This window comes from Pseudomonas sp. B40(2017), assembly GCF_002112855.1.
Classification (GTDB): domain Bacteria; phylum Pseudomonadota; class Gammaproteobacteria; order Pseudomonadales; family Pseudomonadaceae; genus Aquipseudomonas; species Aquipseudomonas pharyngis.
The window spans coordinates 111,292-136,839 of record NZ_NEIT01000012.1 but is presented as its reverse complement, the minus strand read 5'-3'; the positions used below and the strand labels follow the sequence as shown (position 1 = coordinate 136,839).

General features: G+C 61.4%; 22 protein-coding genes and 1 pseudogene. 12 read left to right on the top strand and 11 right to left on the bottom strand.

Features of this window, described 5'->3' with window-relative positions; all coding sequences use genetic code 11:
* The first annotated feature begins 200 nt into the window (after positions 1-200).
* Genes CAF76_RS27885 through CAF76_RS27875 form a run of 3 tightly spaced genes read left to right on the top strand, consistent with a single transcriptional unit; the run spans position 201 to position 3,766 of the window.
* Positions 201-860: a paraquat-inducible protein A gene (locus CAF76_RS27885; RefSeq protein WP_039766393.1), complete on the top strand. Its 660-nt coding sequence runs from the start codon at positions 201-203 to the stop codon at positions 858-860.
* The gene (locus CAF76_RS27880) at positions 847-1,470 is read left to right on the top strand and encodes a paraquat-inducible protein A (protein ID WP_085649241.1); all 624 of its coding nucleotides are present in this window, start codon (positions 847-849) and stop codon (positions 1,468-1,470) included. The genes CAF76_RS27885 and CAF76_RS27880 overlap by 14 nt, the downstream gene beginning before the upstream one ends.
* Positions 1,463-3,766: a PqiB family protein gene (locus tag CAF76_RS27875; RefSeq protein WP_085649240.1), complete on the top strand. Its 2,304-nt coding sequence runs from the start codon at positions 1,463-1,465 to the stop codon at positions 3,764-3,766. Before CAF76_RS27880 ends, CAF76_RS27875 begins: the two co-directional genes overlap by 8 nt.
* Before the next feature lie 144 nt (positions 3,767-3,910).
* On the opposite strand, the gene mksF is transcribed toward CAF76_RS27875, so the two are convergent.
* Genes mksF through mksB form a run of 3 tightly spaced genes read right to left on the bottom strand, consistent with a single transcriptional unit; the run spans position 3,911 to position 8,719 of the window.
* Positions 3,911-6,751, bottom strand: a complete 2,841-nt coding sequence (mksF, locus tag CAF76_RS27870; protein ID WP_085649239.1) for an Mks condensin complex protein MksF — start codon at positions 6,749-6,751, stop codon at positions 3,911-3,913.
* Complete coding sequence (gene mksE, locus CAF76_RS27865) at positions 6,748-7,449, bottom strand: Mks condensin complex protein MksE (protein ID WP_011335946.1); 702 nt, start codon at positions 7,447-7,449, stop codon at positions 6,748-6,750. The genes mksF and mksE overlap by 4 nt, the downstream gene beginning before the upstream one ends.
* Positions 7,439-8,719, bottom strand: a complete 1,281-nt coding sequence (mksB, locus tag CAF76_RS27860; RefSeq protein WP_178076210.1) for an Mks condensin complex protein MksB — start codon at positions 8,717-8,719, stop codon at positions 7,439-7,441. Before mksB ends, mksE begins: the two co-directional genes overlap by 11 nt.
* A gap of 231 nt (positions 8,720-8,950) precedes the next feature.
* On the opposite strand from mksB, the gene CAF76_RS27855 reads away from it, so the two are divergent.
* Both CAF76_RS27855 and rimI read left to right on the top strand, forming a co-directional pair.
* Entirely contained in the window at positions 8,951-9,703 is a 753-nt protein-coding gene (locus tag CAF76_RS27855) for a hypothetical protein (protein WP_064599426.1), read from the top strand.
* On the top strand, positions 9,696-10,148 hold the full coding sequence (gene rimI, locus CAF76_RS27850) for a ribosomal protein S18-alanine N-acetyltransferase (RefSeq protein WP_039766383.1): 453 nt from the start codon (positions 9,696-9,698) through the stop codon (positions 10,146-10,148). Before CAF76_RS27855 ends, rimI begins: the two co-directional genes overlap by 8 nt.
* A gap of 103 nt (positions 10,149-10,251) precedes the next feature.
* On the opposite strand, the gene CAF76_RS27845 is transcribed toward rimI, so the two are convergent.
* Positions 10,252-10,656, bottom strand: a complete 405-nt coding sequence (locus CAF76_RS27845) for a hypothetical protein (protein ID WP_064599423.1) — start codon at positions 10,654-10,656, stop codon at positions 10,252-10,254.
* 141 nt (positions 10,657-10,797) lie between these two features.
* Between CAF76_RS27845 and can the strand changes: the two genes are divergently transcribed.
* Entirely contained in the window at positions 10,798-11,442 is a 645-nt protein-coding gene (can, locus tag CAF76_RS27840; RefSeq protein WP_011335942.1) for a carbonate dehydratase, read from the top strand.
* An 8-nt stretch (positions 11,443-11,450) separates the two neighbouring features.
* Here the strand turns inward: can and CAF76_RS27835 are convergent, their stop codons facing one another.
* The 6 genes from CAF76_RS27835 to CAF76_RS27810 all read right to left on the bottom strand — a co-directional run bounded on the left by CAF76_RS27835 (position 11,451) and on the right by CAF76_RS27810 (position 18,979).
* A complete protein-coding gene (locus tag CAF76_RS27835) occupies positions 11,451-11,978 on the bottom strand; it encodes an SET domain-containing protein-lysine N-methyltransferase (RefSeq protein ID WP_064599421.1) in 528 nt (175 codons plus the stop codon).
* A gap of 181 nt (positions 11,979-12,159) precedes the next feature.
* Positions 12,160-13,332, bottom strand: a complete 1,173-nt coding sequence (locus tag CAF76_RS27830; RefSeq protein ID WP_085649237.1) for a hypothetical protein — start codon at positions 13,330-13,332, stop codon at positions 12,160-12,162.
* 61 nt (positions 13,333-13,393) lie between these two features.
* Positions 13,394-15,121 (bottom strand): J domain-containing protein, encoded by a 1,728-nt coding sequence (locus tag CAF76_RS27825; protein ID WP_085649236.1) that lies wholly within the window; start codon positions 15,119-15,121, stop codon positions 13,394-13,396.
* A gap of 11 nt (positions 15,122-15,132) precedes the next feature.
* Complete coding sequence (locus tag CAF76_RS27820) at positions 15,133-16,830, bottom strand: molecular chaperone HscC (RefSeq protein ID WP_085613410.1); 1,698 nt, start codon at positions 16,828-16,830, stop codon at positions 15,133-15,135.
* Between the two features lie 259 nt (positions 16,831-17,089).
* The gene (locus tag CAF76_RS27815; RefSeq protein WP_064599413.1) at positions 17,090-17,410 is read right to left on the bottom strand and encodes a hypothetical protein; all 321 of its coding nucleotides are present in this window, start codon (positions 17,408-17,410) and stop codon (positions 17,090-17,092) included.
* Positions 17,411-17,560: 150 nt separating this feature from the next.
* Entirely contained in the window at positions 17,561-18,979 is a 1,419-nt protein-coding gene (locus tag CAF76_RS27810) for a short-chain fatty acid transporter (protein WP_085649235.1), read from the bottom strand.
* Between the two features lie 199 nt (positions 18,980-19,178).
* Here CAF76_RS27810 and CAF76_RS27805 point away from each other — a divergent pair, with 199 nt between their 5' ends.
* The 6 genes and pseudogenes from CAF76_RS27805 to CAF76_RS27785 all read left to right on the top strand — a co-directional run bounded on the left by CAF76_RS27805 (position 19,179) and on the right by CAF76_RS27785 (position 23,496).
* Complete coding sequence (locus CAF76_RS27805) at positions 19,179-20,492, top strand: MFS transporter (protein WP_085649234.1); 1,314 nt, start codon at positions 19,179-19,181, stop codon at positions 20,490-20,492.
* Positions 20,493-20,560: 68 nt separating this feature from the next.
* A pseudogene (locus CAF76_RS29190) lies at positions 20,561-21,388 on the top strand (PAS domain-containing protein); the annotation flags it as partial.
* Positions 21,389-21,496: 108 nt separating this feature from the next.
* Entirely contained in the window at positions 21,497-21,928 is a 432-nt protein-coding gene (locus tag CAF76_RS29185) for a methyl-accepting chemotaxis protein (protein ID WP_371857749.1), read from the top strand.
* 86 nt (positions 21,929-22,014) lie between these two features.
* Positions 22,015-22,614 (top strand): flavin reductase family protein, encoded by a 600-nt coding sequence (locus tag CAF76_RS27795; protein WP_085649233.1) that lies wholly within the window; start codon positions 22,015-22,017, stop codon positions 22,612-22,614.
* A gap of 92 nt (positions 22,615-22,706) precedes the next feature.
* Entirely contained in the window at positions 22,707-23,267 is a 561-nt protein-coding gene (locus CAF76_RS27790) for a DUF2975 domain-containing protein (RefSeq protein ID WP_085649232.1), read from the top strand.
* 7 nt (positions 23,268-23,274) lie between these two features.
* Positions 23,275-23,496 (top strand): helix-turn-helix transcriptional regulator, encoded by a 222-nt coding sequence (locus CAF76_RS27785; protein ID WP_085649231.1) that lies wholly within the window; start codon positions 23,275-23,277, stop codon positions 23,494-23,496.
* Positions 23,497-23,582: 86 nt separating this feature from the next.
* Here CAF76_RS27785 and ggt read toward each other — a convergent pair whose 3' ends face one another.
* Positions 23,583-25,415: a gamma-glutamyltransferase gene (gene ggt, locus CAF76_RS27780; protein ID WP_085649230.1), complete on the bottom strand. Its 1,833-nt coding sequence runs from the start codon at positions 25,413-25,415 to the stop codon at positions 23,583-23,585.
* Positions 25,416-25,548 lie beyond the last annotated feature (133 nt).

Below are 25,548 nucleotides of genomic sequence, written 5' to 3'. Positions count from 1 at the left end.
ATCGCCGATGGTAGTGTGGGGTTTCCCCATGTGAGAGTAGGTCATCGTCAAGATTAAATTCCGAAACCCCAATTGCGAAAGCAGTTGGGGTTTTGTTTTGTCCGTTGAAAAGTTTTACTCGCGACAGCGAACAAATTTGCACAGTTATTTTCGAATCAGAACACTAGAATAGTCCCACCTTTTTTGGAGCCAGAGCCTTTATGTCAGATCCGGTTGGCGCCCAAGGGCTGTCAGAATTACCGCTGGAAGACTTGGTGGCCTGTCACGAGTGCGACCTGCTGATGCGCAAGCCAACCCTTGCTCATGGCGAAAAAGCCCTCTGCCCACGTTGCGGTTACGAACTGTATGCCCATCGCCATAATGTGGTGCAGCGCAGCCTTGCCCTGGTGATTGCGGCATTGCTGTTGTACATCCCGGCAAACTTTTTACCCATCATGCAGCTCAATATTCTCGGGCAATCCTCGCAGGATACGGTATGGAGCGGCGTGCTCGGTCTGTTCAACACTGACATGCAGGGCGTTTCGATCGTGGTATTTCTGTGCAGCATGGCCATACCGCTGCTCAAGCTGCTCTGCCAGTTGTTCGTTTTACTCACAATTCGCTTCAATGTCGGCCGCAGCTATGGTCTGTTGCTCTACCGCATTTATCACCACCTCAAAGACTGGGGCATGCTTGAGGTCTATCTCATGGGCGTCCTTGTCGCGATCGTCAAACTGGCGGACATGGCGGCCATCACCGTCGGCCTCGGTCTGGCATGTTTCATCGGTTTGTTACTGGTTCAGGTTTGGCTCGAAGTGGTGATGTCGCCGCACCAGATCTGGCAGGCGTTATCAGGAGAAGATGCCCATGCGGGCGATTGATGCAGGCATTCTGATCTGTACCGAATGCCACGAACTGAACAGGCAGGATACCGACAGCGATGTGCAGACCTGCACCCGATGCGGTGCGCTGGTTCACGCCCGGCGGCCCAATAGTCTCGCGCGAACCTGGGCGTTGCTGATCACGGCCGCGATTATCTACATCCCGGCCAACGTACTGCCGATCATGACAGTCAGCTCGCTTGGTCAGGGGGATCCGAGCACGATCATGTCCGGTGTCATCCAATTGGTGCAGCACGGCATGATTCCCATCGCCGCCGTGGTGTTCATCGCCAGTATCCTGGTGCCGACATTCAAGCTGGTGGGCATCGCGCTGCTGCTGTTTTCCGTACAGCGCCGCCAGCCCTTGTCCGCACGTCAGCGGATCTGGATGTACCGCTTCATCGAGTTCATCGGCCGCTGGTCGATGCTCGATATTTTCGTGATCGCCATTCTGGTGGCGGTCGTCAACTTCGGCCGGCTCGCCAGTGTCGAAGCCAATCTTGGCGCCATCGCCTTCGCCACTGTGGTGATTCTGACGATGCTCGCCGCTGTCACTTTCGATCCCCGACTGATTTGGGATAACACGGAGTCGGACGCCGACCATGACTGATTTGCCTGTAGCGAAAACCCGACCGGCTTCGAACTGGTCTGCCATCTGGGTGCTGCCCCTGATCGCCCTGATTATCGGCGGCTGGCTCGGCTGGCGTGCCTACAATGAAACCGGTATCGAGATTCAGGTGCGGTTTGAAAGTGGTGAAGGCATTCAGGCCAACAAGACCGAAGTGGTCTACAAAGGCATGCCGGTCGGCAAGGTGAAAGCCCTCAAGCTCGATGATGAAGGCAACTCCAAAGGTGTCATCGCAACTATCGAGATGAACAAGGATGTTGATCAGTACCTGAAGACCAGTACCCGTTTCTGGCTGGTCAAACCGAGCGTGACGCTGGCCGGGATCACGGGTCTGGAAACTCTGGTATCGGGTAACTACGTCGCTATCAGCCCTGGTGAAGGCGAACCGACCCGAAAGTTCAAGGCCTTGGCCGAAGAACCGCCGCTGTCGGACTCCAAGCCCGGTCTGCACTTGACGATCAAGGCTGATCGCCTCGGTTCGCTGAATCGCGGCAGCCCGGTGTTCTACAAGCAGATCAAAGTCGGTCAGATCAAAAGTTACGTGCTGTCGGAAGACCAGAGCACGGTCGAGCTCAAGGTGTTCATCGAACCGACCTACGCCAAACTGGTGCGCAAACACACACGATTCTGGAATGCCAGCGGCATCAGCATCGACGCCAACCTGTCCGGCGTGAAAGTGCGCAGCGAATCCCTTGCCAGCATCGTTGCCGGCGGCATCGCCTTCGCCACCCCGGAGAACCGCAAGGACAGCCCGCCCACCGATCCAAGCCTGCCGTTCCGTCTCTACGAAGACTTCGATGCGGCCGCCGCCGGCATCCGCGTGAAGGTCAAACTCAGCGATTTCGAAGGCCTGCAAGCCGGGCGCACTCCGGTGATGTACAAGGGCATTCAGGTCGGTAACCTGAAAGCGCTGAAGATCGATCCGGACCTGTCCAGCGCGACCGCTGAGCTGACCCTCGATCCGTTGGCCGAGGACTATCTGGTCACCGGCACGCAGTTTTGGGTGGTCAAACCTTCGATCTCTCTGGCCGGCATCACCGGTCTGGAAGCGCTGGTAAAAGGTAACTACATCGCCGTACGTCCGGGCGACAAGGGCGGTGCGCCACAGCGTGAGTTCGAGGCCCGGCCCAAAGCGCCGCCGCTGGATCTGCGCGCACCCGGCCTGCACCTGGTGCTGTTCACCGACACCCTAGGCTCGATCGATGTCGGCAGTCCGATCCTCTACAAGCAGGTCAAGGTCGGTTCGGTGCAGAGCTATCAGTTCTCCAAGACCCGCAAGCAACTGGTGATCGGCGTCCACATCGAGAAGGAATACGAAAACCTGGTCAACGCTTCGACCCGATTCTGGAACGTCAGCGGCGTCACGCTGACCGGCGGTTTGACCGGTGGGATTCAGGTCAAGAGTGAGTCGCTGCAGACGCTGATGGCCGGCGGCATTGCCTTCGAAACGCCGCAAGCCAAGGCACCGCTGCAAAAACGTATTCCGCGTTTCCGTCTGTTCGCCAACCATGATGAAGCGAATCAGAAAGGCGCCGTCGTCACCATCAAGGTCGATCGCGCGGACGGTCTGCGCAGCGGCACCCCGGTGCGCTTCAAGGGGCTGGACGTCGGCAAGATCGAAAGTGTCGACCTGACCGATGATCTGCAATCGGTGATCCTCACCGCGCGCATCACCGAAGTCCCGGAGAAGATCGCCCGTGTCGGTAGCCAGTTCTGGGTGGTCAAACCGGAGTTGGGGCTGATCAAGACCTCGAACCTGGAAACCCTGGTCACCGGCCAGTACATCGAAGTGCAACCGGCGGCCAAGAACCTCGGCCCGCAGAAGAACTTCGTGGCCCTGGCCAATGCGCCGGAAGTCACCAAGCAAGAGGCTGGCTTGAGTCTGGTACTGAGCGCTGCCCGTCGTGGCTCGCTGAAACCGGGCGTGCCGGTCACCTACCGTGAGATCACCGTAGGTAAAGTTACCGGTTACGAACTGGGCCAGACCGCCGATCGCGTACTGGTGCACATCCTGATCGAGCCGAAATACGCCCCGTTGGTACGCAGCGGCAGTCGCTTCTGGAACACCAGTGGCGTTGGTTTCGACATCGGGCTGTTCAAAGGCGTAACGGTGCGCACGGAGTCGCTTGAGACAGCTATTCAGGGCGGCATTGCCTTCGCCACGCCGGACGGCGAGCAGATGGGCAACCCCGCGCGCGCCGAACAAACCTTCCCGCTGTTCGACAAGTTCGAAGACGAGTGGCTGAACTGGGCACCGAAAATCCCCCTCGGTAAATAATTCGGGAAATATGGGGCGTTGTTGAGGACGCCTTCGCGGGCTTACCCGTGAATAGGCCTTGTCATTCAGCACAAAATTCCAAGACATAAAAAAGGGCCGCGATCCAATGGATCGCGGCCCTTTTTTGTGCCCGTCAGTTACGCATCAAACCGCATCCAGCTCCGGCTCGTCGGCCTGGACATTGACGGTGGCCTTCACCGCATCGTGGCGACGGATGTACTTCCAGTCCGCCTCGTCGATGTAGATCCCGGCCGGGCCGCTGCCGCCTTCCAGGTCGATGGCGACACTGGCGCAGACCTGCGGCTTCACGCTCGCCAGAATCGGCACGAAGCCCAGTTGCAGGCTGGTTTCCAGCAGCGCAGCCTGGTTCTTCTCGTCGATGTCCGCCGCCTCGTCGAGGTAGTACGGCAGGCGCACGCGACCGGCCAGGTCGCGGTCCATCAAGTGCAGCAACAGGTACATGTTGGTCAGCGCCTTGATGGTCATCGTGGTGCCGTTGGACGCTGCGCCATCGATGTCGGTGTGGATAACTGGCTGGCCGTTGACCTTGGTGATCTCGAACGCCAGTTCGAACAAGTCCTTGAGGCCGAGCTGGTTGTGGTTCGCCGCCACCAGCCGCGCCAGGTATTCCTTGGCCTCTTCGTTCTTGTTGTCCTGTTCCGCACTTTGGCTCAGGTCGAACACCGACAGGGTTTCGCCTTCTTCGTACTGACCGGCGCTGTGGATGATCTGGTCGATGTGCTTGAGCGCTTCCTTGTTCGGCGCGAGCACGATGCGGAAGCTCTGCAGGTTGGACACCTGACGTTTGTTGATCTCGCGGTTGAACAGCGCCAGTTGGTGCTCGAGGCTGTCGTAGTCACTGCGGATGTTGCGCAGGGTCCGTGCGATATCGGTCACGGCTGCACGACGGGCCTTGCCCAGGGTCAGGGCTTCGTCGGTACGGTGCGCGTAAGCGTTGATCAGCAACGACAGGCGGCGCTCCATGTCGTCTTCACTGTCGAACTTGGCCACGCCCTTGAGGCGCACCTGCGCGTACAGTGCCTCGATCTGGCCATCGGCGCGCAACAGGCCTTGCCAGCTGTCCTGATAGTCATTGAGCAGCGGCAGCAGGTTGTCCATCGAATCGTCGACCGGATCCATGAACGGTGTGCCGAATGGCAGGTCCGCCGGCAACAGCTGACGACGGCGCAGGGCGTCGTCGAGGGTGCGTTGCTTGGCTTCCATGTCGGCGATCTGCCGGCCGACCAGTTGCAGCTTGGCCGACAGCTGCTGGACGCGCTCGGTGAACGCATCGCTGGAACGCTTGAGTTCGTCCTGCGCGGCTTCCATCTGCGCCAGTTGCTCCAGCTTGTCGCCTTCTTCGGCGCTCAGGGTCTGGGTGCGGCGGAAGTCTTCCAGCGCTTTCTGCGCATCCAGCACCTGCTGGTACAGCGCTTCGGTCTGGGTCTTGCTCGCGGCGCGGTCAGCGGCCACGGCTTGCTGGGTCTTGAGTTGCTTGAGCTCTTTTTCCAGACGCTCTTTCTGATCGCGCAACGCGGCACGGTCGGCCAGTGCTTGCAGAGCCGGCGGCTCGATGTGCGAGATGTCGATCGACAGGCCCGGCACTTCGAAACGCTCGCCCTTGAAGCCGTCGAGGATCAGTTCGACGGACTTCACCCATTCGCCATCGTCGTCGAGGGTGATGCCGTGTTCGCCCAGCGGCAGGCTGAACAGTGCGCTGTTGAACAGGCGCATCAGGCGCTCGACGTCCTGTTGCGAAAATTCTTCGCGCAGGCGGGCGTAGCTGTTGTTGTCGGCGTGATCGAGTTGCTGCTTCACCGACTTCAGACGCTTTTCCAGATCGCGAAGACGTTCTTCGAGATCCTCGGCGCTGAACTGGCGGGACTGCGCCAGCGCACCGGCCAGTTCGTCGTGAGCGTCCTTGGCTGCCAGCAATTGCTGCTCAAGAACCTTGACGTCATCGACCAGGGCGAAGCGGTTCTTCAGCACCGACAACTCGCCGAGCCAGCGCTGGATGCCGGAGATTTCCCGCTCCAGACGCATCAGTTCCTGAGTGCCGCCACGCTGATCGTTTTGCAGATCGTCCTGCTCGCGACGGTAGTGTTCGGCCTGAATCGTCAGTTCTTCCTTGCGCGCCGTGGCGTAGTCCGACCAGGTGCCGAGCAACGAGTCGAGCAGCGGCGACAGGCGATGCAGTTTGCCGCGCAGTACGTCGCGCTGTTTCACGCCGTTGGCCAAGGCTTCGACCAGCGGGCCGGCAGCCACCAGCGAGTTGTAGTCCTGTTCCATGCGACGCACATCGCGGAAGGCTTCTTCGCACGCGGCGATGTAATCGACGCTGCCAGAGCGCAGGCTGTGTTCGAAGGCATCGAGGAACAATTGCTTGAGCTTGGCCGCGGTGATTTCGCGCATGTGCAGCAGGTTGATGAACAGCGCGCGGAAGGTCTTCAGGCTCTGCTCGCTGGTGGAGCGCAGCGGGATCAGCGTCAGATCCAGCGGGATCGACGTGTGACCGCCAACCAGCAAGCGACGCAGCTCATCAGGCTTGAGTTCGTAGGCTTTCAGGCCTTCTTTCTCAAGGTTGCTGAATAGCTCTTTCTGCCGCAGGCAAGTGTCGTTTTTCTGGTAGTGCGCCAGATCGAGCTTGCCGGCGTAGGCAAAGAACTGGTGACCGAAACCGCCGCCCGGGCCGCGACCGACCACGCCGATCACGTGCGGGCCATGAGGCAGGTTCACTTCGACGAGGATGTAGCTGGTGTCGGAGGCAAAGTAGAAGCGCCGGGACTGCTCCAGGCTGTACTTGCCGAAACTCATGTCCGACATGCGCGCCAGGATCGGGAACTGCAAGGCGTTGATCGAGGCGGATTTGCCGAGGTTGTTCGCGCCGTAGACCGACAGCGGTTCTTCCAGCGGGAACAGGCCGAGGCTGTAACCGGCGGTGTTCAAAAGGGCAAAGCGGCGGATGCCGTAGCGTTCCTGGCTCATGCGTCGGACTCCTGTTCTTCGGCAATGGCGCGGGCCAGTGCGTCTTCTTCGCTCTCTTCCTCAAATTCGCTGAGATCGAGCGGGTCGTCGGTGGCGAGGAATTTCGCCTCGGCCTCTTCGTCGATCAGCACCGGTGCCGGCAGGGGCAGAACGCTGTGCACGCTGGCCGCCAGATCGCGGTCCTGCTGAACCGACAGGCAGACGTCGAGGAACCGGTGCATCGGCGGCAGGAAACGGTACACGCCGTTTTCCTCGCTGGCGAAGCCGAGCTGAGTCATGCGGCGCATGATTTTTTCTTCGAGTTCTTCGACGGTCTGTACTTCGGCCTGGATGAACAGGTCGCGGTACTTTTCCAGCAGCGACGGCAGTTCTTCACGGCCGAGGCTGCCACCGTCGAGCACGGCGATCGGGTCGCGGCCCTGATCGGCCAGATGTTCGACCAGGATGAAAGTGAACAGCGCCAGGCGCTGGGCAGTCTTGTTCACCGCCGCAGCCGCCATGTCCGGCACGAAGTAATAAAAACCACGGGTGTCGCAGACCAGTTCGAAGCCCAGTGCCTTGAACAGCGTGCGGTATTGGTCCTGGAAGTTCGACAGTTGTGCGTACAGCTCCGGGTCGCGGCGGCTGACGTGGTAACCCTTGAACAGCTCGCGGAAGATCGGCGCGAGTTGCGACAGTTCGGATAGATCAAGATGCATTGGGGATGCTCGCAGAATCCTCGGCGGCGGTGTCGGCGGCCGAGAGCAGGGCGAAGGAGCGCAGGCTGACCTGGTGCTCGTGAGTGTGATATTCGCGGCGTTCCAGACGCTCGCGCTTGAAGCGTTTTTCCCGCGACAGGCGCGAGAACCAGTAAAGCAATTCGTCGGTCGCGCCGTCCGGTTCCTGCTCCAGCAGCCAGGTCATCAGGTCCGGCATCGGCAGGGACTCTTCGCAGCGGTCGACCATCTCGCGCACGGTGCGCGGTGCGCGCGGGGCATCGCCGCTCTTTTGCGACTTGTGCGCCTTGGGGAAACGCGCCGGTTTCGGCTCGAAACGGGCCAGGGCGTAGACGTAGGCTTCAACCTGGCTGGCGCTGCCGAGGAAGGTGCTTTGCGGCCGGGTGAACAGCGGCATCGCGGCTTGCGGTACGGCGTCAATGCCTTTGCGGCGGATCGCGGCCAGCGCCAGTGCAGCACCACGGGTCACGGCGTTGTGTCGGCGAGCCTCTTCACGCAGCGGCAGCAACAGTTCCCGGGCGTGACGCAAGGTCAACTGGGCACTGGTCTGCATTTCGAGGATGCGCGCGTGGGTGCGCAGCAGCATGTCGTCATCGACCAGATGGCCGAGGCGCTGCTGTTCGCTGAGCATCTTCAGCAGCACGGTTTCGACCTTGCGCACGCCTTGCTCGAAGGCGCCGTCGGCGTTCACCAGATCGATCATCGGCTCGACATATTCGTCCCAGGTCGCCAGCACTTCGGCATAACGCTGACGCAGCGGGATCTGCCGGTCGCTGGTCTTGGCCCGTTCGGCCACGGCCACCAACGCCTGTTCGTCGTTGTCGAGTTTCTTCAGAACGTCGCGCACGCGCATGTCGAGCAGACGCAGCTGACGGGCCAAATCATTGCCGTCACGGACGTCGAACGCATCCTGGATATAACCGGCCAGACGCTCGAGGTGACGCAGATAGGCTTCGATTTCCAGGCACAGGCCCAGACGGTGCTCGCGGCGCAGGTAGGCGAGGAAGTCGTGAATCTGCGCATTGAGCTCGAAACGGTTCGGGCTTTTGGCCACGGGAACCAGAATGTCGAGGCGGATCCACACGTCGAGCAGGCTGGTAATGTCCTGCGGCGTGCTGTCCAGTTGTTGGGCGGCCAGTTGCGTGCGCAGTTCGTTGAGGCTCAGGGTGCCCTGGTCGAAGTGCTCGCACAGTGGCTCCAGAAGTGCCCAGTGTTCAGCGAGGGCGCGCAAGACGCGCTTGGGTTCGATCATCGGAATGGCCGGCTGGTTGGCGATTAAAAGCCGCGATTGTACTGCATCACGAAGGATGCGATTCACTCTCGGGACGGGCTGTCGCTTTTCTTTGCGTCAAGGTATCGGTCAAGACTATCGATCAACAGCGCGCGATCTTGAGCGAAGGGCGGTAGAATCAGCGCACTTCAGTTATCCACAAGTGGCCGACCCTTGCTAATCGAGTCCCGCCGCCGCGCCTATTTGAACGCCATGCAGGTGGTCAATTGGCTGCCGCGCACCGAATTGCCCTTTGCCGCGCCGTCGCGGCCCGAGCTGCTGGACATGCCCGAGCCCGAGCCCGGGATTGCCGCGCCGGTGATTCCGGCAACCCCGGCCGAAGCGCCGGAGCAGCCGGCTGCGCGTCCGGTCGAGCGGCCGAAGATCGAGGTTCCGCGACCTTCGCTGGCCAGCACCCGTACGGGCGCCAAACCGGTCGAAGAAGTCGACGACACACCCGTGGTGGCCAAGCCGGCGCCGGTGCCGCCACCGCGTTTCGCCCTGCAATTGCTGCGCGCCGGCCGTTGCCTGCTGCTGGTGGAGTTACCCACAGGCGAAGCCTTCCAGTCGCGCGATCCTGCCTATCTGTTGCTCAAGGACATGCTGCGTGCCGCCGGCCTGCCGGACGCGCCGCAGATTGTCGGTGAGCCGGTGCGCTGGCCATGGCTGAATCGCGGCACGATGGATCAGGGCCCTGAAGCGGCCCGGGATTTCGTCCAGGGTTTCCTGTCGGTGCAGATGGAGGCGGCGCCGTGCGCCTGCCTGTGGCTGATCGGCCTGCCGGCGGTGCGCTTTGCCGGTGAGGCGGATGCCGAAGCGTTCAACCGTGAATTGCAAATCGAGGGTCTTGGCCTGGCGTGGGCCGTGCCGGGGCTGGAATTGTTGATGGAAGAGCCACAGCGCAAGGCCGCCGTGTGGCAAGCCATGCGTCGGCTGATGGCGCGCTGGAAAGAATCGAATGAGTGACGCTGTATCGTTTCGCCCGATGACCGAGGCGGATCTGGACGCCGTGCTGAAGATTGAATTCGCCGCGTACAGCCATCCGTGGACCCGCGGGATTTTTCTCGATGGCCTGGGCAAGTACCAGATCTGGCTGATGTTCGAAGGCGAGCAACAGGTGGGACACGGGGTGGTGCAGATCATTCTCGATGAGGCGCATCTGCTCAACATCACGGTCAAGCCGGAAAACCAGGGGCGCGGGCTGGGGCTGACCCTGCTCGAATACCTGATGTCCCGCGCCTACGCCGCCAATGCCCGGGAATGTTTCCTGGAAGTGCGCGACAGCAACACCTCGGCGTTTCGCCTGTATGAACGTTATGGCTTCAACGAGATCGGCCGACGTCGGGATTACTACCCGGCGGTCGGCGGGCGTGAAGATGCCGTGGTCATGGCCTGCACGCTCGTCGACTGATCAAAACAATCGCCAGCAGGCTGGCTCCCACAAGGAAATGCATTCCAATGCGGGAGCCAGCCAGCCAGCCTGCTGGCGATAGCGGTCTGCCTGGCGACGCCCGTCAGCGGTTGCCATCCAGCGGATCACGCCGCGCCAGTTCCGCTTCATCCAGCCCATTGCCGCCGCCGATGTCGTCCTCGTCGACCACGCTCAGATCCCAATCGGCCTGATTGCCTTCTCCGAGTTCCTGGGCATCCCGGGCGCCATCTTCACGGATCAGGGTTTCCGGGCTGAGGTCGTCGTCGGTAGGTTCATGATCGGCGGTCGATGCCCCGGTCAAACCGGCTTCGCGCACGCGGTCACGGGGCATCAACTGTTCGCGCTCGCGTTCAGGCAGTTCATCGCCGATCTTCGCACTGGGCTCTTCGTCGTCGAAATCCAGCTCGTGCACCGACCCCATGCGGTCTTCGTTATCATCGATGGGCTCCGGTTGCACCGCATCGTACGGACGTCGTGAATCAGTCATGGCAAATCCTCATACTGTGGGCCTTACTGAGGTGGACTCACCAGGCGCGCGAGAATTCAAAGCAAATCACCCGCGATCCCTGCGTGACCCCGACGGGCGGTCGACTGTCATACCAGCGCATCTTTCTTGAGGCCTTACAGCATGCATGACTTACAAGACCTGATTGATAACAACGAGCGTTGGGCTGACGCGATCACCAAGGAAGACCCGGATTTCTTCGCCAAGCTGGCCCGTCAGCAGACACCTGAATATCTGTGGATCGGCTGCTCCGACGCACGGGTGCCGGCCAACGAAATCGTCGGCATGCTGCCGGGCGATCTGTTCGTTCACCGCAACGTCGCCAACGTGGTGCTGCACACCGACCTCAACTGCCTGTCGGTGATCCAGTACGCGGTGGACGTTCTCAAGGTCAAACATATCCTGGTGACCGGGCACTACGGCTGCGGCGGTGTGCGGGCGTCGATGCAGGATCGCCAGTTCGGCCTGATCGATGGCTGGCTGCGTTCGATCCGCGACCTGTACTACGAAAAACGCGAAGAACTGGCCAGGCTGCCGACCGAAGAAGAACAGGTCGACCGTCTGTGCGAGCTCAACGTGATCCAGCAAGTGGCCAACGTCGCCCACACCAGCATCATCCAGAACGCCTGGCATCGCGGGCAGAGCCTGTCGATCCACGGCTGCATCTACGGCATCAAGGATGGTCGCTGGAAAAGTCTGAACACCACGATCAGCGGTTTCGAGCAATTGCCGCCGCAGTACCGTTTGCGTCCGGTCGGCGCGCCTTGATCGGTCGTTCAGCGTAAACCTTGCCGACGCCGCCAGTTCAGCAAATAGCGCTGGCCTTCAAGATTGGGTGTTTCGTCGTAACCGGTGATCCACCCACGGCAGTTCGAGGACCCGCAACCACAGGCAAACTGCCGCAGCAGTTTGTCTTCGGTGGCGGTGTAATCGATGGTCAGCCTTTCACCCTCCACAATATCGCGCAGGGCCCATACCCATAACTCGCTCATGTCGAGAAAGGTGTTCGGGTCGCAGGAATGCTCGAACGCGCCGCAAAAACGCGGATCGTAGAGGTGGATACCGGCCAGCAGTTGCCGGGTCTGCCGGCATCGATAGGGCAGCAGTTGGCCAGAAACCCGGCACATTCGGGTGATACGCAGGAATGCCCGGCATGCTACGACAGCGGTGGCCACGCCCTCGGGATCGTGAACAATCTCGAAATCCTGCTTCGACGGAAATCCCATGCGCACGGGGAGCCCGGCAAAAGGATAAATGCCCTCGGTATCGCGCGCCGGTTTACCCGGTAGTGCGTAAGTGTTCATAACGGTCCCTGTTGGCTTCGGTGTCGCGACTTCCCTCGGCTGGCGTCCTGTCAGTCCTGCAACACGATGATTGGATCCAAGATCGCGCAAATCACACTAACGGTCTACTGTCAGATCTGACAGGCGAAATAGACGCTTTCCCGGGTCAGCCAGGGCTGACACGGGAAGAACGTCCGATTGCTCAGAGGTGGGCGGCGGGCGCGGCCATGTCCGGCAATGGGCTTTTCAGCTCTTGCAGCTGGGATTTGACCGGTGAGGTCGAGCAGGTTTTGTCCGCTTGTGCCACGGTCTCGTTGCGGATCGTGGTGTAGAACAGCTCGCAGGTCTTGGCTTTCTGCGTTACTTGCCAGGTCTGGGTGCAGCTGGTGAGCAGTGTTTTCGGGTCGGTGCCTGGTTTGCTGCCCATCCCGGCCTGCCAGCAGGCGGCGCTCAAGTCCTGACCCATCACCTTCAGACCCGCGGCATCGGCCTTGGCCTGGGCATCGTCGCCGGTGTAGTTGCTCGGGTCGGCGGCATACCAGATGTAGCTCGGGTGGTTGGAACCCAGCACCGGCACATTTACGCCCGCACTCGGGCTGATGGTCGCCAGGCCCAGTACATTCACGCTCGCACCGTATTGCTGCTTGATCCAGTTACGCACCGGCGCACCAAAGGCAACCATTGGCAGTACGGCGCCGCTGGCGTTCTGGCTGACCTGCTTGACCATGGTGGTCTGGTAGTCCTTGAAGTAGTCGTACACGCCTTCCAGATCCTTGCCGGCGCTGGCAGGCGCGGCGATCGGGGCGATGTCGACGATGGTCTGGTAGGCCGGCGTCTGGTCGGCGGGGATGCCATTGTCGGTCAGCAGCGCGGCCCAGCGGTCGGTGGTGTTCGAGCGCAGGTAATCCTGGGCCTGGGTCAGCGAGTAATCCGGCGGGAAGTGCAGCAGCTCGACACTCTTGCGGTTTTCCAGGGCCATGCCCAGTGGCAGGAACAGGTACCAGCTGTACGCCCATTTGCCGTCGGCATTGAGTTTGCTGGCGCCGTTGTACGCCAGGTCGCCGGCGTCCAGCAGCGCGGTCAGCGGTTTGTCGTAGCCCTGTGGTACGCCGCTGATTTCGGCGTAGAGCTGATCGTTGTCGTTTTTCACCAGCACTTTGGCGTTGGTGTAGCCGTCGCGCTGCACGCTCTGGCTCAGGTAATGGGCGACGGTCTGCTCCAGCGTCCAGTTGCGAAAGCAGATCACGCTGCAATTGTTGGGGTAGGCGAAGAGGCGGGTGACGCGTTCGGTGCTGCCCAGTTTCAGGTCGACATCGGCGTGGGCGGCGGCGCTCAGCGTGAGCGCCGCGAGGGTGAGGCCTGCAAGTTTCAACATGCTCAGATCCTTTTCAGCGAGGGTAAAACCTTGGTGGAGGGCAATCCGGCCCGCGTCTAGCCTAGCCGGGGAACAGGAGTTTCAGCGAATAACCAAGCTGACTCGCAAGAATCACGCTGGTCATGACCACCAGAAACAGCAATTGCAGCGGGCTGAAATGCGCCCAGTGCAGCGCGGTCAGCCATGGGTGCTTGTCGCTGAACTCCGGGTCGAGCGTACCGATGCGCCGCTTGTGCCAGAGCCCGATCACGATTACGCCGATATAGGTGAAGGCTCCCAGACCACCAAGCATGACCGAGAACAGCAGGATCATGACGGCTTGCGGTACGCCATGGCGCAGCACGAGCCAGCGGGTATCAGGGTTCCATCGGCGTGGAATGATCCTTTCGGTCAACCACAGATCCTGAACGATCAAATGGGCGCTGATCAGAAACCAATAACTCAAGCCGATCCGGAAAAACCAGACAGGAACGCAGGCGAAGGCCAGGGGAATGACGATGCTCATTGCCGTGGTCTTGTGCTCGGCGGGCAGATAGAACAGCCACAGCGCCAGCGCAATCGCGGCCCAGGAGCGCAACCAGGTTTCGGCGGCGATGTAGCGCGGCAGAAACCGTCGCCAGTAGAAAACGTCGGCGTACGGCAGGCGGGCGAGCAGGTCGGGGAAGCGCCACTTGAGGGTTTCCGACAACTGCTGGCAGGCCTGCCAGTCCGCCGGAATGAAGCGGTCGGTCAGGTCTTTGTGTTGCCGCGGCTTCATCGGGCTGATCAGCATGCGCGCGGCCAGTGCGTCGGGCGACCCGTTGCGCAGATCTTCGGCCCGGGCGCAAAGAGTGTCGTAGAGGCTTTCCTGGTTGCAGCGCTCGATCAGCGCCTGCCAGAGCCAGTCCGGTTGCGGATGAATGCCCTTGGTGTCGTCCCAGCCAAATAATTGGGAGATACGGTCGAACAGCGGCACGCTCCACTCCGTGTCCTGCAGCAGTTGCAGGATGATCTGCTGCCAGTGTTCCCGACGGTCGAACACCTGGAGCCACGGTTGGGCCGTATAAGTCCTGAGCAGCGCGAGAAATTCGCGCTCGTTTTGCGAAGCGAGCAGCGTTTCCAGCGATTGCCGGTAATCCGTCAGCAGCTCGTTGGCGAGAATGCTGCGCTGCCCGTCGCCGATGACGATCTCCTGCCAGGGGCCCAGCCAACCCAGGTGCTGCACCGCCCAACGGGCAATCGAAAGGCGCAGGGCGGGCTGATCGAAGCACAACGTCAGCAACAATGTCTGGAACGCCTGCGCACAATCCTGCTGGCGCGCTTGCTCCCAGCGCTCGTCCAGGTTGGCTTCCGAGAGGCCGTTCAGCAATTGCGATGCGGCTTCAATGGCCGGGTCGGCAGTCAGCTGCTCGGGTTCCAGGTTAAGAGGCTCCGGATTCAGGGGCTGTACCCGCAAGATCGGCGATTCGAGCGGTGCTTCGGGCGCGGCCGGGGTCAACGGTTCAAATAGCGCCGAAGGGTAATCCCAGGCATCGGTCCCTGTCTTCTGCAGCGGCTGAGCCATGGACTGCTCTTGTGCCGCCAGCGCGGCGATCCCCGGAGCCTGGATGACGTCGCCGTGTTCCTCGGTCTCTTCGTTTTCCAGGCGCCATTGGGCAATCGACAGTGCGCGCTCATAGGCCTCGCGCAGGCGCTGGAAGCCTGCGGCATCTTCATCGGGCCGGAAGACTTTCAACAGGCGCGCATAGCTGCGCTTGATATCGCGCAGCCCGGCGTCTTCGGGCAGTTGCAGGACGGACCAGCATTCCATGTCGTGCTTCCTTACTGCCAGGGGCTGCGGTCGAGGGCGCTCAACTGCTTGCTCAGTTCGGTGCGGGTCTCTCGGATCTGCCGCTCGTCCTGAGAGTCCAGGGCGTGCTGGAATTGCTTGGCCCAATGGCCGATCTGATCGCGCAGGTCGCCCAGGCTTTCCTGATACAGACGTTCCAGCCGTGCACTGAGCAGGGTGTTCACTTGCTGCTCGCGTGGATGGATCTTCAATTGCGCCAGAGCTTGCAGACGTTGCTGGATTTCCTCGGGCGTCAGCACTCCGGGGTTGTTCTCGATGACCAGCGAGTGTTGCTGACCGGTCAGGGGGATGCTGACCTGGGCTTCGAGCAAGCCGTTGTTGTCGTAGGTGAAGCGTACATCCAGCTCGACTTCGCCGGCCTTGCGCTTGGGCACCTTGATGTCCAGTTGGCCGAGCGCCACGTTGTCTTTGACCAGGCGGCTTTCGCCCTGAAAGATTTTCACGACGACCTGTTCCTGGTTGTCGTGAAGGGTCTGCACGGTTTTCACCCGGCTGACCGGAACGATGCTGTTGCGTTCGATGATCGGCAGGTAATGACCGCTCTCATACTGGCGACCGACCTGGGTGGAGGTCTCGATCCCCAGGGTGTAGGAGCAGACATCGGTGAGCACCACTTCTTCCAGCGCGGCCGAACGGGCCTTGAGCGCTGCCTGAATGGCGGCGCCCTGTGCCACGACCTGATCCGGATCGAGGCTGATCGACGGGAAGCGGCCGAACAGCCCTGCAGCCAGTTTGCGCACCAGTGGCATGCGGGTGGTGCCGCCGACCAGCAGGATTTCGTCGAGGTCGCTGACGCGGATGCGTGCGTCGCGCAGGGCTCGTTCGATCGGCGCGCGCAGGCGTTCGAGCAGCGGCATGTACAGCGTCGCCATTTGCGCCTGGGTGATGGTCTGGGTCCATTGTTTTTCGCCGACTTGCACTCGGAATTCGGCGCTGGCGTCCTGGCCCAGTGCGCGGCGCACACGCTCGGCTTCGCGGCGCAGCGGCTGGAGGATGGTGGAGCGCTCGGGGAAATCCGACACGTTGCGATGTTGGTCGATAAAGTGCTCGAGCAACACGTTGTCGAAATCCTCTCCACCGAGGAAGTTGTCACCGGCGCTGGCGCGCACTTCCATGACGCCTTCGAAGAGTTCGAGAATCGACACGTCAAAGGTGCCGCCGCCCAGGTCGAACACCAGGAACGAGGTTTCCTTGTCCCGTTGGTGCAGGCCGTAAGCCAGTGCGGCGGCGGTGGGTTCGTTGATCAGCTTTTCGACTTTCAGGCCCGCCAGCTCACCGGCGATACGCGTGGCCTTGCGCTGGGCGTCGCTGAAATAGGCCGGCACGCTGATCACGGCTTCCGTAACGGTCTGGCCGTAGGTGCGCTCGACGTCTTCTTTCAGGCTCTTGAGCACCAGCGCCGACAGCTCTTCCGGGCGGAATTTTTTATCCCCGAGGTAGACCTCCGTCGCACTGCCCATATGGCGCTTGAACAGCGACGCGGTCAGGCGCGGATGGGTGTGCAGACGCTCACGGGCGGCTTGCCCGACCAGAATCCGGCCCTGATCGTCCAGACCCACCACGCTAGGTGTCAGGAACTGCCCCAGGGCGTTGGGCACCAACTCGGTGGCGTCGCCCTGCCATACGGCAACAAGGCTGTTGGTGGTTCCCAGGTCAATCCCGACGATCATTGCAACGAACTCCCTTTGCGCTCAGACAAAAAATGAAACAGATATTGGCGCGCAAGAATATTACCGAGGCAGTGGCGCGGTAAAGAAAGATGATGGCTCTGAGCCATTATTTGCGGCGGGCGGTCGAGAGAGGAGTACCCCGGAACGTTCTCCAGCTCAAATCGCAGGCGCTCCGGGTTGGTCTAACGGGGGGGGGGGGCAGGACAATGTCGATCCAGCCCGCAATCTGTCTTTGCGAGCTGAACCAGGACGCCACCTTCTACAGCAGTCGCAAGGCGAGCTCGCTCCCTGCTTGCAGGTACCTTACCTGGGCGGTTACGGCATCTTTGACCACGGCTTCGCCGGTGTCGCTCAGCTTGCCTTTTTTTGCATCAATCACGGCGCTCTGCAATAACTGCATCGCCACGTCCATGGCTTTCTGGAAGGCAGTCATATTGTTGTGCAGGCCGAATTCACGAACAACCGCATCCATGCGCCGATCGGCGTCGTCGCGCAGTGTTCTGTACTCAACCACGGTCACGTGATCATCCTGGTAAATATCGCGGATCAGCTCTTCCAGTGTTTTGGAAATGGGTGTCATCGGTTCTTCCTTGGAGCAGGGGAGGATTGAAAGCCGAAAGGCTAATCGATGGCGCCGGCGGAAAAAGTCAGCCCTTTCCCACTTGTCAGGTGGGATAGGGCTGCGGTGGATGTAAGAAGATGAGCCCAGCCCATCATTTGGTTCCGTTTCCTACGGCATGACTGGTGGTGTGTAGGAAAGCGTCGTGCCCAGCGCCCACAGCAACACCAGCACCAGCGGCGTGTGCACCAGCAATTGCACGAACGAGAAACCGATCAAATCCCGCGCCTTCAGGCCCAGTACGCCCAGCAGCGGCAGCATGTAGAACGGGTTGATCAGGTTCGGCAGGGCTTCGGCGGCGTTGTAGATCTGCACCGCCCAGCCGAGGTGATAGTTCAGATCGTTGGCCACCTGCATCACGTACGGCGCCTCGATGATCCACTTGCCGCCGCCGGACGGAATGAAAAAGCCGAGAATCGCCGAGTACACGCCCATCAGCAGTGCATAGGTGTCGTGGGAGGCAATGCTGACGAAGAAGGTCGAGATGTGATGGGCCAGAGTCTGGGCGTCAGTGCCCTTGACCGTGGTCATCAGCGCCGCAATCGAGCCGTACAGCGGGAACTGGATCAGCACCCCGGTGGTGGTCGGCACGGCGCGCGACACCGCATCGAGGAAGCTGCGCGGGCGCCAGTGCAGCAACGCGCCGAGCATGATGAACAGAAAGTTGTAGGTGTTGAGCCCGGAAATCGCGGTGATCGCAGGTTTGGTCGAGAACTCGTGGAACAGCCATCCGGCCGCCAGCAGCACCAGCAGAATGATCAGCAGCGGGCTGTGCTCCAGCCATTCGCCGGGCCGGGTGCGCGGTTGCAGCGGCGGCAAATTGAAGGCTGGGTCGATGCCGCAGGCCTTGGCGTCACGTGCCGAGTTCGGGCCGGGCGCGGTGGCGTAGGCGATGATGATCGAAATCACGATCAGCGCCAGCAGCATGACTCCCGACTGCCAGAGGAAAATCGTCTGGGTGAACGGAATCACCCCGGTGATCGACAGGATCGACGGCGGCAGGCTGGCCGGGTTGGCCTGCAACTGCGCGGCGGACGACGACAGCCCCAAGGCCCACACGGCTCCGAGGCCAAGGTAGGCGGCGGCACCGGCGGCGCGGTAGTCCATTTTCAGATCGGTGCGGCGGGCGAGGGCGCGGACCAGCAGACCGCCGAACACCAGCGACAGCCCCCAGTTGAGCAGGGACGCGACCATCGAGATCAGCGCAACCCAGGCCACGGCGGAGCGGCCGTTCTTCGGGATCCGCGCCAGGCGATCGATCAGCTTCACGGCAGGCGGCGAACTGGCCACCACGTAACCGCCGATCACCACAAAGGCCATCTGCATGGTGAACGGGATCAGGCTCCAGAACCCGTCCCCGAAGGCCATGGCGGCGTCGGTGGGTTTGGCACCCATAGCCAGGGTCCCCAGCGCGACTATGATCACCGCCAGCGCGGCGAAGACCCAGGAGTCGGGAAACCATCGTTCGGCGAAACTTGAACAGCGCAAGGCAAAGCGCGCAGAGCGGCTATCTTCGATATCAACGGCCACGGGAGTACCTCGGATTTTTATGTTTATTGTGGTCTTCGGGGCCTGGCCGGCCCGTCTGGACAGGTGCCAACAGTAAATCAACCGGCGGATTTTTGTGACCGTGTTTTGCTGAATCAGACTATGGTCTAACGGGTTGTCCGGCGGCCCGTTTGCGTAGACCATGGGCGCCTTGGTTTTTTGCCTGCCAGAGTTCTTTGCCATGACTGCCCATTCCACTGCCCGACCGGCGCCGTTCAGCCGTTCCGACTACAAGACCCTCGGCCTTGCGGCCCTGGGCGGGGCGCTGGAGATCTACGATTTCATCATTTTCGTGTTCTTCGCCCTGACTCTCAGCCAGCTGTTCTTCCCGCCGGAAATGCCCGAGTGGCTGCGCCTGCTGCAAAGTTTCGGGATCTTCGTCACCGGCTATCTGGCGCGCCCGCTGGGCGGGATCCTGATGGCGCATTTCGCCGACCGGTTGGGGCGCAAGAAGGTTTTCAGCCTGAGCATCCTGATGATGGCGCTGCCGTGCCTGCTGATCGGGATCATGCCGACCTACGCGCAGATCGGCTATTTCGCACCGCTGTTGCTGCTGGCGCTGCGCATCCTGCAAGGCGCGGCGGTGGGCGGTGAAGTGCCGAGCGCCTGGGTGTTCGTGGCCGAGCATGCGCCGGCCGGCCATCGCGGTTATGCCCTGGGCTTTCTGCAGGCCGGTTTGACCTTCGGTTATTTGATCGGCGCACTGACTGCGACCTTCCTGGCGCAAGTGTTCACCCCCGCCGAAGTGCTGGATTACGCGTGGCGTTATCCGTTCCTGCTCGGCGGCGTGTTCGGTGTGATCGGCGTCTGGTTGCGCCGCTGGCTGAGCGAAACCCCGGTGTTCATGGCCATGGAGGCGCAGCGCGAGGCGCGGGTCGAACTGCCGCTGCGCACCGTACTGCGCGATCACCGCCTGGCCATGTTGCCGGCGATGCTGCTGACCTGCGTGCTGACCTCGGCGGTGGTGGTGTTCGTGGTCATCACCCCGACCATGATGCAGAAATCCTTTGGCATGACCGCCGGCCACACCTTCGCGCTCAGCGCATTGGGCATCGTCTTCCTGAATATCGGTTGTGTGATTGCCGGTCGACTGGTCGATCGCATCGGCGCGTGGCGCACGGTCATGCTCTACAGTCTGTTGCTGCCACTGGGGATCGGCCTGCTTTACACCTGCCTGATCAGCGGCGGTGACTGGGTCGGTCTGGCTTACGCCGTCGCCGGATTGTGCTGTGGCGTGGTCGGTGCGGTGCCGTCGGTGATGGTCAGCCTGTTCCCGGCGCGGATCCGCGTTTCCGGGATCTCCTTCACCTACAACATTGCCTACGCCGCCTGGGCGAGTGTCACACCGTTGCTGCTGATCGGTCTGATGCCGTGGAGTCCGTGGATCTGTGTGATGTTCTGCGCTGTGATGGGCGCGGTAGGTGTCGCCAGTGCGGCGTATTTTGGTTCGCGAATGCCACGCGCGGAGCAGTGTGCCGTGGCCGGCACCGCCTGAGTTGTCGAGGCGTAACTATTTTTGTAGGACACGTCTCAAACGCTCTTCAGAAAAGCCCTCCAAGGCCGATGGTTAGGCTGTGTGTCCGCTATCCATCCAGTCCATCGGTGCTCTCCCCCATGTTCAACAAACGCCTGAAGCAAGAGCTGGCGGCTCTTCGTGAAGAACTCTCCAGCCTTCTGCAAGTGAAGGAGAGCCTGGAAAGCGAGATGCTGGTGCTCAATCTCGAGCCTGACGGACGGATTCAGTCGGTCAACCAGAACTTCCTCAGCGAAATGCTCTACAAGAGCCACGACCTGATCGGCCGCGCCATCGAAGACATCGTGCCGGCCCATGTGAAATCCGACGAGTTTCATCACCGCTTCAAGGCCGCTTTGACCCGTGGCGAGCATTTCGCCGGCGCTGTGCGTCTTTCCCGCGGTAATGGCGAAGAGGCGTGGTTGCGTTCGATCGTGCAGCCGATTCGTTCATCGGATGGCCGGATCAAACATTTTTCGATTTTCTCCAGCGACCTGACCCGCACCATCGAGGCCTCCCGCGAACACGAAAACCTGATCGGCGCACTGGTGCGTTCGACCGCCGTGATCGAGTTCGACCTCAGCGGAAACGTGCTGAGTGCCAACGACCGGTTTCTCCAGGGCATGGGTTACAGCCTGGCGCAGATCAAGGGCAAACATCACCGCCAGTTCTGCGAGCCGGAGGAGTACAACAGCGCCGAGTACCAGAACTTCTGGCGTCGCCTGAACAACGGCGAATTTGTCGCCGGCCGTTTCAAGCGGATCGACAGCCATGGTCGTGTCGTCTGGCTGGAGGCGTCTTACAACCCGGTGCTCGATGCCAACGAAAAACTCTACAAAGTGGTGAAGTTCGCCACGGTGATCACCGATCAGGTCAATCAGGAACAGGCCGTTGCCGATGCCGCCAATATCGCCTACAGCACGTCCCTGCAGACCGACAGCACGGCCCAGCGCGGCACCCGTGTGGTGACTGAAGCGGTCAATGTGATGCGCGATTTGTCCAGGCACATGCAGACTGCCGGCGAAGGCATCGAGGCGCTGAACGAGCAATCCCAAGTGATCGGCACCATCGTCAAGACCATCAGCGGCATTGCCGAACAGACCAACCTGCTGGCGCTTAACGCCGCCATCGAAGCCGCTCGCGCCGGTGAACAGGGGCGCGGGTTTGCGGTGGTGGCCGACGAAGTGCGGCAACTGGCCTCGCGCACCAGCCAGGCGACCGAGGAAATCGTCGGCGTGGTGCGCCAGAACCAGGACATGGCGCGCAACGCCGTGGCCCTGATGACCGACGGCAAGCAACAGGCCGAACAAGGGCTGGCGCTGGCGGCCGAGGCCGGTACGGTGATCGTCGAGATCCAGGACGGCGCGCAGAAAGTGGTGAACGCGGTCGGCCAGTTTGCCAATCAGTTATCCAGCTGATGCTGTCAGGCGAAGGGATTGTCCATGGCAATCCCTTCGCGGTTTTTATCCCGCTACAATCGGCTCTTTTTCCCGGAGCAGATCCCATGAGCGAGTCTTTCCGTCGCCCGGTTCCCCTGAACAAAGCCTACCGCCTGCTCAATCACGGGCCGACCGTGCTGGTCAGCGCCGCCCATGCCGGGCAGCGCAACATCATGGCCGCGGCGTGGGCCATGCCGCTGGATTTCGAACCGCCGAAAGTCGCGGTGGTCCTCGACAAATCAACCTGGACCCGGCAACTGCTCGAGGCGTCGGGCACCTTCGTTCTCAACGTTCCTTGTGTGAATCAGGCTGACATCGTGCAGACCGTCGGCTCGACTTCGGGCTTGGAAATCAATCGCGATCAAGGTCAGGACAAGTTCCAGGCGTACGGCTTGCAGAGCTTCGCTGGCGAGCAGGTCGAGGCACCGATGCTGGACGGTTGCGTGGCCTGGCTCGAATGCCGGTTGCTGCCGGAGCCGCGCAATCACGAACAGTACGATCTGTTTCTGGCCGAGGTGATCGCGGCGCAAGCTGATTCGCGGGTCTTCAGCGATGGACGCTGGCATTTTGAAGGGCACGATGAGCTGCGCACGCTGCATCACGTGGCCGGTGGCAACTTTCTGAAGATCGGTGATCCAGTGGTCGGTAAAAGTCTGGATGCCTGACGGTTATTAATGTTTTGCAGCAATTAATTATTGTTATCCGATAATTTTAATCGTTAGGGTGGCGCTCACATTCATTCTTGTGAGGCTTTCCCATGACCACCCACGGGCTCGTGCAATTCAGTCGGCGCATGGCGACGGTGACGTTGATCCTGATCGTCGTGATGCTGCTGCTCAATGCTGTCATATGGGCTTACCCGCCGTTGGCGGAAAAGGAAGGCTGGGGATTGGGGTTTGCGCTGACCGAGCGCCAGCTGTCACACATGGCCGACACCGCCACGCTGTTTCCGTGGTGGCAGAAGCTGGGCGGGATCGTGCTGTCGAGCATTCCCTTGCTGGCGCTGGCGTCGGGCCTGAACCATTTGCGCCGGCTGTTTCAGAGTTACGCGCGAGGTGAGTATTTCGCCCGGGAAACAGCGGAGCATCTGGGCAAGGTCGGGCGAGCCGTGGCGATCTGGGTGCTGCTGGATTTCCTCTGTGAGCCGATGCTCAGCCTGTGGGTCACCCAGAATGCGCCGGTCGGTGAGCGGCTGCTTACCCTGAGCATCACGGCGGCCTCGTTCGTCGCGTTGTTTCTGGCCGCATGCATTTCGATCATCGCGCGGATTCTGGCGCAGGCCAGCGAAGTGGATCGGGAAAACCGTACGTTTATTTGAGGTCCTCATGCCTATCGTGATTCAACTGGATGTGATGCTCGCGCTGCGCAAGGTCAAATCCAAAGACCTGGCAGCCGCCATCGGCATCACCGAGGCCAACCTGTCGCTGCTCAAACAGGGCAAGGTCAAAGGGCTGCGCCTGGCGACCCTGGATGCCATCTGCGAGTACCTCAACTGTCAGCCCGGTGATCTGCTGGTTCGGGTGGCGGGGGAGAAGGGTGACGCCTGAGGGGGTCGGTTGCTGGCGAATTTGATTCATGGACCTACAAAAAAGGCTTACCTCTCGGTAAGCCTTTTTCGGTTGGCAGCGCTGATTCAATCCCCCAACGCTACTCCTTCGCGCCGAGGATCTGCCCCACCTGACAGCGTTGCCTTCCCCGTAGCATCCTTGACCCGCACGATGGCCTGGGTGCCGCTGGTCATGTCGATTTCGTTGACGGTGTGGCCCTTGTCCTTGAGTGCCTGGATCAGCGTCGGGCTGAACTGGCCTTGTTCGAGTTCCGTCGGGCCGTTGCGGCTGCCGAAGTTGGGCAGGCTGATGGCGCTTTGAGGGTCGAGGTTCCAGTCGAGCAGGCCGACGGTGGTTTTGGCCACGTATTCGATGATCTGCGAGCCGCCGGGAGAGCCAACGGTGGCGACGAACTCGCCGCTGTTGCGGTCGAAGATCAGGGTCGGCGCCATCGACGAGCGCGGGCGTTTGCCGGGCTCCACGCGGTTGGCGACTTTCTGTCCGTTCTCTTCGGGGATGAACGAGAAGTCGGTCATCTGGTTGTTGAGCAAGAAGCCCTGAACCATCAGGTGCGAGCCGAACGCTGCTTCGATGGTGGTGGTCATCGACACGGCGCCACCGAAGTCATCCACGGCAACCACTTGCGAGGTGGAAATGCGCAGCGGCGAGCGATCCGGCGCGTAGGCAACCTGCACGCCCGGAGGTGTGCCGGGTTTGGCTGTGCCCATGCTGCGTTCGCCGATCAGGCTGGCGCGGCTGGCCAGATAACCCGGATCGACCAGGCCCTTGACTGGCACCGGCACGAAGTCGGTATCGGCCACGTATTGCGCGCGGTCGGCGTAGGCCAGGCGCTCGGCTTCGGCGATCAGGTGCACGGCTTGCGGTGCCGGTTCGATGCCGGCCGGTTTATCGGTCTTCACAGGCTTGAGCGGCGTCAGGGACAGGCGCGGATCGCGGGTTTCCAGCGCCTGCAAGGTGCCGAGAATCTGTGCCACCGCAATCCCGCCCGATGACGGCGGCGGCATTCCGCAAACCTGCCAGCGCTTGTAGTCGGTGCACAGGGGCGCGCGCTCCTTGGCCTGATAGTGCTGAAGGTCGGTCAGCGACAGGCTGCCGGGGTTGGCGTGACCCTGAACCTTGGCCACGATCTCTTCGGCGATCGGGCCTTTGTACAGTGCGTCCGCACCTTCGTTGGCGATGCGTTTGAGCACGGCGGCCAGCGCCGGGTTTTGCAGTCGCGTGCCGACGGCTTTGACGCTGCCATCGCTGTTCAGAAAGTACCTGGCCATGTCCGGCGAGCGGCGAATCACCGGGTCGGATTCCAGCAGTGAATGCAGGCGCGGGGAGATCGCAAAACCCTGCCCGGCCAGTTTGATCGCCGGTTCGAACAGCTTGGCCCACGGCAAGCGGCCGTGCTTTTTGTGCGCCAGTTCCAGCGCTCGCATCACGCCCGGCGTGCCGACGGAGCGTCCACCGATCTGCGCCTGCGGGAACGGCATCGGTTTGCCGTCGGCTTGTAGAAACAGCTTTTCGGTCGCACCGGCCGGTGCGGTTTCGCGACCGTCATAGGTGCGCACCTGTTTACCATCCCACAGCACGATCATCGCGCCACCGCCGATCCCCGAGGACTGCGGTTCGACCAGGGTCAACACGGCTTGCATTGCAATGGCGGCATCGATGGCGGAACCACCCTGACGCAACATCTCGCGCCCGGCCTCGGCGGCTAATGGATTGGCAGCGGCGGCCATGTGTTTTTCGGCGTGGCTGGCTTGCAGGCCGGTGCGGTAACCGGAGGCGGCTTCCGGTGCCAGCGGCAGGGTCGAGGAGGGCGGGGCGTTGCAGGCCGTGAGGGCGATGGCGCTGACGATCAGCGTCAAGGCGGGCAGGCGGAAACGGTTCAGGGGCAGGGCTGGAAACACGCGGGGCTCTCCGTCCGTGGGATAAAAGTCTGACGGACTGTATCGACCGGCCGTGTACGACGCAAACCGCAGGTGTGTTTGTCCTTCATGCCTTGGCGAATTTTCTGTAGGGTCAGAGCCAATAGTGAAGCCA

What these genes read in the sequence shown, in the direction of transcription:
- can (WP_011335942.1), top strand. Translation starts at nt 10,798, where the DNA reads ATGCATGACTTACAAGACCTGATTGATAACAACGAGCGTTGGGCTGAC.
- CAF76_RS27885 (WP_039766393.1), top strand. Translation starts at nt 201, where the DNA reads ATGTCAGATCCGGTTGGCGCCCAAGGGCTGTCAGAATTACCGCTGGAA.
- CAF76_RS27820 (WP_085613410.1), bottom strand. Translation starts at nt 16,830, where the DNA reads ATGATCGTCGGGATTGACCTGGGAACCACCAACAGCCTTGTTGCCGTA.
- CAF76_RS27805 (WP_085649234.1), top strand. Translation starts at nt 19,179, where the DNA reads ATGACTGCCCATTCCACTGCCCGACCGGCGCCGTTCAGCCGTTCCGAC.
- CAF76_RS27815 (WP_064599413.1), bottom strand. Translation starts at nt 17,410, where the DNA reads ATGACACCCATTTCCAAAACACTGGAAGAGCTGATCCGCGATATTTAC.
- CAF76_RS27875 (WP_085649240.1), top strand. Translation starts at nt 1,463, where the DNA reads ATGACTGATTTGCCTGTAGCGAAAACCCGACCGGCTTCGAACTGGTCT.
- rimI (WP_039766383.1), top strand. Translation starts at nt 9,696, where the DNA reads ATGAGTGACGCTGTATCGTTTCGCCCGATGACCGAGGCGGATCTGGAC.
- CAF76_RS27880 (WP_085649241.1), top strand. Translation starts at nt 847, where the DNA reads ATGCGGGCGATTGATGCAGGCATTCTGATCTGTACCGAATGCCACGAA.
- CAF76_RS27845 (WP_064599423.1), bottom strand. Translation starts at nt 10,656, where the DNA reads ATGACTGATTCACGACGTCCGTACGATGCGGTGCAACCGGAGCCCATC.
- mksF (WP_085649239.1), bottom strand. Translation starts at nt 6,751, where the DNA reads ATGAGCCAGGAACGCTACGGCATCCGCCGCTTTGCCCTTTTGAACACC.
- CAF76_RS27830 (WP_085649237.1), bottom strand. Translation starts at nt 13,332, where the DNA reads ATGTTGAAACTTGCAGGCCTCACCCTCGCGGCGCTCACGCTGAGCGCC.
- CAF76_RS29185 (WP_371857749.1), top strand. Translation starts at nt 21,497, where the DNA reads ATGCGCGATTTGTCCAGGCACATGCAGACTGCCGGCGAAGGCATCGAG.
- mksB (WP_178076210.1), bottom strand. Translation starts at nt 8,719, where the DNA reads ATGATCGAACCCAAGCGCGTCTTGCGCGCCCTCGCTGAACACTGGGCA.
- CAF76_RS27855 (WP_064599426.1), top strand. Translation starts at nt 8,951, where the DNA reads ATGCAGGTGGTCAATTGGCTGCCGCGCACCGAATTGCCCTTTGCCGCG.
- mksE (WP_011335946.1), bottom strand. Translation starts at nt 7,449, where the DNA reads ATGCATCTTGATCTATCCGAACTGTCGCAACTCGCGCCGATCTTCCGC.
- CAF76_RS27795 (WP_085649233.1), top strand. Translation starts at nt 22,015, where the DNA reads ATGAGCGAGTCTTTCCGTCGCCCGGTTCCCCTGAACAAAGCCTACCGC.
- CAF76_RS27790 (WP_085649232.1), top strand. Translation starts at nt 22,707, where the DNA reads ATGACCACCCACGGGCTCGTGCAATTCAGTCGGCGCATGGCGACGGTG.
- CAF76_RS27785 (WP_085649231.1), top strand. Translation starts at nt 23,275, where the DNA reads ATGCCTATCGTGATTCAACTGGATGTGATGCTCGCGCTGCGCAAGGTC.
- CAF76_RS27835 (WP_064599421.1), bottom strand. Translation starts at nt 11,978, where the DNA reads ATGAACACTTACGCACTACCGGGTAAACCGGCGCGCGATACCGAGGGC.
- CAF76_RS27825 (WP_085649236.1), bottom strand. Translation starts at nt 15,121, where the DNA reads ATGGAATGCTGGTCCGTCCTGCAACTGCCCGAAGACGCCGGGCTGCGC.